We start from the raw sequence: 5666 nt of genomic DNA, 5'->3' as shown, positions 1-5666 counted from the left end.
TAGGACATAAACCCCAAGAGTTGAGTGGCGGCGCTTCGCGCCGCCACTCAACTCTTGGAGTTTGATTTGTCCTCATTCAAGTGACTGTAGCTATATAGTGCTTGGCGCAGCAACTCGAACCCAGACATTTAGGACAAAAATCAAACCCCAAAGAGAGTTGCCGCGCTCCGCGCGGCAACTCTCTTTGGGGTTTGATGTCCTGATACAGTTGGCGGCAGCTATACAAGCCTAAAAAAAGATAAGGAGTTGGGTACGAAATCCCCAAATCCTTATCTTTTTAAGATGAAATCTTAATTTCTATCTACTGACTGAAGCTAAGAATGCCATTGGATCGACCGCACTACCACCATTAGGACGGATCTCAAAGTGGAGGTGGGGACCAGTACTAAATCCAGTGCTACCCATAGCAGCAATTAACTGACCTTGGCTAACGCTCTGTCCTTCTTTGACATGAATTTCGTTGAGGTGACCGTATCTGGTGATCGTGCCATCGGGATGACGAATATCAATCATATTGCCGTAACCACCATCACTCCAGCCCGCGTAATCTACCACACCTGTAGAAGCAGCTAAAACTGGTGTACCAATGGGAGCAGCAATATCGATACCTTGGTGAACACGACCCCAGCGCCAGCCAAAACCAGATGTAATTACGCCATCGGCAGGCCAAATAAAGCCACTGGACAATCCGTAATCCTGTACATCGGGGAGGTAAGCACTAGCAGTTAGTTGTGGTAACTGGGGAGTCACACCCGAACGATCGCCTGGATTGGCGATCGCTGCACGGCTACTGTCAAAGTTGCGATCGGGATTTGGAGATGCGTTGAGATTTGCCGAAGCAATTTTTGCGGCTTCAATCTTACGAGCTTCTTCAGCTTTACGTGCCGCTTCTCTAATTTCAGCGTCGCGAACTTTAGCATTTAGCTGATCTACTTCCGATTCCAGCCTTTTAACTTCAAGGGAAGTCATTCTGGCTTCGGGATCGGGTAACAGAGCAACTTGATTGGGCTGAGCCGTTGTGGCAGTCTGTTGATCGACCGATGCCGATGCAGGCACTTTGGGGGCGAGGCTAGATGCGGCTACCCTTGTCGGAATTTGCACATTTGGCTCAGATGCAGGCTGAGATGATGGGGAGACAGGCTCGGCAGAGGTGTTAACACTTTGCTCGATCGCTCGGCTTGTCGGAATGCTGGGAGCCGATACTGCGGCTACGGGAGCAGTCTTTACACTCGGTTCGGCTACAGGCTGGTTGGGCGATTCCGCAGGAGTATTACGCAGACTAGTTTTTTGCTCGGTGAGCAAGGATGTTGGTATTTGGGGAACCGACAAAGCTGCGGCAATTCTGGCAGGAAGCTGTACTTTAGGCTCAGCTACTGGCTGAGACGAATTAGCTTCGAGGGGGATCGAGCGATTGGCGCTGTACTGTTCGGCAGCACTTGCCGTAGGAATCGATGGTGTAGAAATCGATCTTGCGGGTAAATTAAGCGCCGTTGGAGATAAATTAGGATTTTTATTGTTATTAGGAGCACCTAACTCACCCAATAGCCGATCAGGAGCAAATGGGAATAGCGCTACAGCTACCTTGGTAACTGGTTCGCTGGCAATCGGTAAATTGGGATTAACAGGCGTAGGCTTGAGTTGCAAGTTAGATGATTGCTCTTGTACGGGAGCGCTAGGGAGGTTCGCTGAGGCTTCTGTCCCCGTTAATTGCATCAAGCCATCCCAAGTCAATCCGCGATTAGCAGCGGCAATCTTGGTTGTTGATTTCGGTAGCACCATGGGAGTAGCCGCAGAAACCCTAAGCTGATCGACTTCTCTTGGCAAGCTACGTGAAGATGTCGTATCTAGGTTTCTAGTTGTTTCAGACAGGGTGGCTACAGGGGGCGGCACTTGCTTGCTTGGCTTTTCATTAATAGAAGCGGCAACTGTTTGAACAGGAGGCAGGTTTCGCTCTTGAGGGAGATTTAACTCTTGATTTAATTCTAACCATTGAGGATTTTCTAGCTTATTAGCCTCAATAATTGCCTTTTGGTTGATCCCATACCGACGAGCAATGGTTTCAATCGTATCGCCGTTTTGAACCTTGTAGGCAACGTACTTAGGTTGCTTGGAAATCTCATTTTCCGCAACATTAGCCTTAGTGCTGGTGCTAGCTAAGGTCGCAGTCGCTTTTTTGCCTTCTAAAGCTTGCAAACGCTGCATTAAGCGTTCTTTCTCGGCTAATAACTGCCGCTTAACATGACCTTCCTTAACTTGCATTAAAGTAGCGACATTACCAGGGATCACTAGAGGCTGATCGATCGCTAAAAAGTCACCAGAAGCGAGGGAGGTAAACTTAACAATTTCGCTCTTAGGAACGTTGTAATAGTTGGAAATAGCTTCGAGGGTATCGCCTGGCTTAACCTTGTGAACTAAACCATTCACAGGCGGAATCAATAACTTTGTTCCAGGCTGTAACTCGGTATTGGCACTTATGTTATTGGATGCTGCGATCGCTGCTGCATCAACTTGATAAACCTGCGTCAATTTCCAGAGGGTTTCATCTTCACGCACCTCGTGGACAATTACGCCTTGAGAGTTATCCCATGTGCCTGAAGCGATCGCGCTTCGCGCCATCTCATACTTACGATCTTGGTTTTGCGCCATCACATCCGTCAAGGTTCGTGATGAAGTCGCAACTGGCGTTACCTTAAGATTATTATTCGCTGTTTGTTGGTTGATCAACACCCCCACGGTTCCCGCAGATAAGGCAAGCCCTAAAACTGCTAGCGAACGACGAACTTTCAAAGAGGATATCTTTTCGCCCAATGTCAGGGAAACATTAGTCGTCAGATCCTCGTCTTTGGAAGATATCTTTTTCAAAAAACTGCCTCCTCTAAAATCTAGCTTTGCCCCTGATAAATCAAGTGTGAGAATAAAGCGAGCTAAATAATTAAGCTTTTTAAGTTAGCAAAATCATTAACTCAGCAAGGAGCGATTACACATCATAAGTTACCTTGATCTTTTCCTTAAAACAAGTTCATCACGAACAGTTAAAAATTCGATTTTGTGCATCAAAACTCCTTGGATAGACAAACGCATATTCTAAGTTAGTTTGTCAAGCCCCAGTTTGGTAAAGTAATCTTGCAAAATCTATAAAAAAATAGTTTGTACTTAACTATGCCTAAAGATAGTTTTTGGCAAAACCATTGCTCCCCCCAGAGCGACTTTTTTGAGTCTACAAAATGATTTTACTTAATCAAGAATCTTAAGGTATCTCTCATCTCGATAGATGGCAAGAGCAGTTATTAGAGTTTTTCATTGAGCTTATCTTTAAATATCTCATTCTTACGCTTATTTACTACGTTTATTGATTTAAATTGATTTTTCTTTTGTGTAACCTTTTTTTAACAATCTACGACAAAAAACTTTACCGAACAATTTCCGAGTAAGAGTCAATACCTAAATTGCTGAAGGCTTAATTTGCTCCCTAAAGGCTTAGCTTGCCCTTTACTTGATAAGTAGCTAAGAGCATAGGTATAGCCAAATAGGACAAAAACAAAACCCAGAAGAGTGTTGCGGCGCTTCGCGCCGCAACACTCTTCTGGGTTTTGTTTTTGTCCTAACATAACTGACTACTGCTAAAAGCCAAAAACAGAGAGAATACTGCCCGCTAATCGGGCAGTATTCTCTCTGTTTTTGGCTTTTAATTATTCGGAACTACATTAACGATCGCGATCGCAGGATGTATGGATAATTACATTGGGTACAGGAATAGCTTAAAATTACTTTAAAAATGCCTTAAAGAAGGAAATCACATTTGGAGATAGCAGCTTTCAGCAGCATAGCTAAGTCATAGGAAACTTGCCTGTATTAATAGGCTAGAAAAACTTTAATGTACTTGATATGCCCGAAATATGCCCGAAAATGTGATCTGGCTAATAGGTAAACTTTCAGAATCAGGATAGTCAACCCTAAATGTTGGATATCCTGATTCTGAAAGTCTACTTTTTAGCAATATCGGCTAATTTAAAGACTTTTTAGGAAAAGAAGATCTATGAGCATTGGATATCTCGCGCTGGTCTTACACGCTCACCTACCCTACGTTCGTCACCCCGAAAGTGACTATGTGCTTGAAGAAGAATGGTTGTATGAGGCGATTACTGAGACCTATATTCCCCTAATCAAAGTCTATGAGGGACTCAGGCGAGATGGCATTGATTTCAAAATGACCATGAGTATGACACCACCATTGGTATCTATGCTCCGCGATCCTCTTCTGCAAGAACGCTATGACAAACACCTCGCCCTCCTACAGCAATTGGTAGAACTTGAAGTCATTCATAACGAACATAATGGTCATGTTAAGTATCTTGCGGAGTACTATGTCAAAGAATTTGCGGAAACTCGCGAAATTTGGGAAAAATATAGTGGCGATCTCATAACTGCGTTTAAGCAATTTCAAGACACCAATAATCTGGAGATTATTACCTGTGGGGCGACTCACGGCTATCTGCCATTAATGAAAATGTATCCAGAGGCAGTTTGGGCGCAGCTAGAGGTTGCCGTTGAACATTACACCAACGAATTTGGGCGGGCTCCGAATGGAATTTGGTTGCCAGAATGCGCCTATTACGACGGATTAGAGCGAATGCTTGCCGATGTGGGCTTACGCTATTTCCTTACCGATGGGCATGGAATTTTATATGGTCAACCCCGCCCTAGATTTGGAACCTACGCCCCTGTTTTTACGGAGACAGGAGTTGCCGCCTTTGCGCGTGACCACGAGTCCTCGCAGCAAGTATGGTCATCGAAGGTTGGCTACCCAGGTAATCCCGTTTATCGTGAATTTTATAAGGATTTAGGATGGGAAGCTGACTATGAATATATCAAGCCGTTCATCATGCCTAACGGTCAGCGAAAAAATACAGGGGTCAAGTATCACCGCATTACAGGTAGTGATTTTGGCTTAGATGCAAAACAACTTTACGATCCCTACTGGGCGAAGGAGAAAGCAGCCGAACATGCGGCTAACTTTATGCAAAATCGCGAGCGGCAGGTTGGCTATCTCCATGAAATGATGGGTCGCCCTCCGTTGGTAGTATCTCCCTATGACGCAGAGTTATTCGGACATTGGTGGTATGAAGGTCCTTGGTTTATCGATTTCTTGATTCGTAAGTCCTATTACGACCAAACCACCTACGAAATGACCCATTTGGCAGATTATCTGCGCAATAATCCGACCCAGCAGGTATCGCGTCCCGCCCAATCTAGTTGGGGTTACAAAGGTTTCCACGAATATTGGCTAAATGAGACTAATGCTTGGGTCTATCAACATTTGCATAAAGGTGCGGAGCGGATGATTCATTTGTCCTATCGCGAACCTGCCGATGATTTAGAATGGCGAGCCCTCAATCAAGCCGCAAGGGAGCTACTTTTAGCTCAATCCTCTGACTGGGCGTTTATCATGCGTACGGGCACTATGGTTCCCTATGCAGTAAGAAGGACGCGATCGCACTTAATGCGATTGGAGAAATTATTTGATGATATTGAGGCTGGCAAGATTGACTCTGGATGGCTGGAAAAGATTGAATATATTGACAATATCTTTCCCGATATCAATTACAGAACCTACCGTCCACTGACGGCTGGCTAAGCGCGATCTGTATGTTTTTATAGCCAAGCCC

Annotated in this window: 2 protein-coding genes; one reads left to right on the top strand and one right to left on the bottom strand. The window is 44.9% G+C overall.

Features of this window, described 5'->3' with window-relative positions; translation table 11 throughout:
* Positions 1–297 precede the first annotated feature (297 nt).
* Positions 298–2862 carry a peptidoglycan DD-metalloendopeptidase family protein gene (locus tag AC805_RS15345; RefSeq protein WP_055076229.1) on the bottom strand — a complete coding sequence of 855 codons (2565 nt, stop codon included), beginning with the start codon at positions 2860–2862 and terminating at the stop codon, positions 298–300.
* Positions 2863–4036: 1174 nt separating this feature from the next.
* On the opposite strand from AC805_RS15345, the gene AC805_RS15340 reads away from it, so the two are divergent.
* Entirely contained in the window at positions 4037–5635 is a 1599-nt protein-coding gene (locus tag AC805_RS15340) for a glycoside hydrolase family 57 protein (protein ID WP_055076228.1), read from the top strand.
* Positions 5636–5666: the final 31 nt, after the last annotated feature.

The sequence above is a fragment of the Pseudanabaena sp. 'Roaring Creek' genome (assembly GCF_001402795.1).
Lineage (GTDB): Bacteria > Cyanobacteriota > Cyanobacteriia > Pseudanabaenales > Pseudanabaenaceae > Pseudanabaena.
This window is presented reverse-complemented; position numbering and strand designations above follow the sequence as displayed.

Coding starts and splice junctions, on each gene's coding strand:
- AC805_RS15340 (WP_055076228.1), top strand. CDS start 4,037: ATGAGCATTGGATATCTCGCGCTGGTCTTACACGCTCACCTACCCTAC.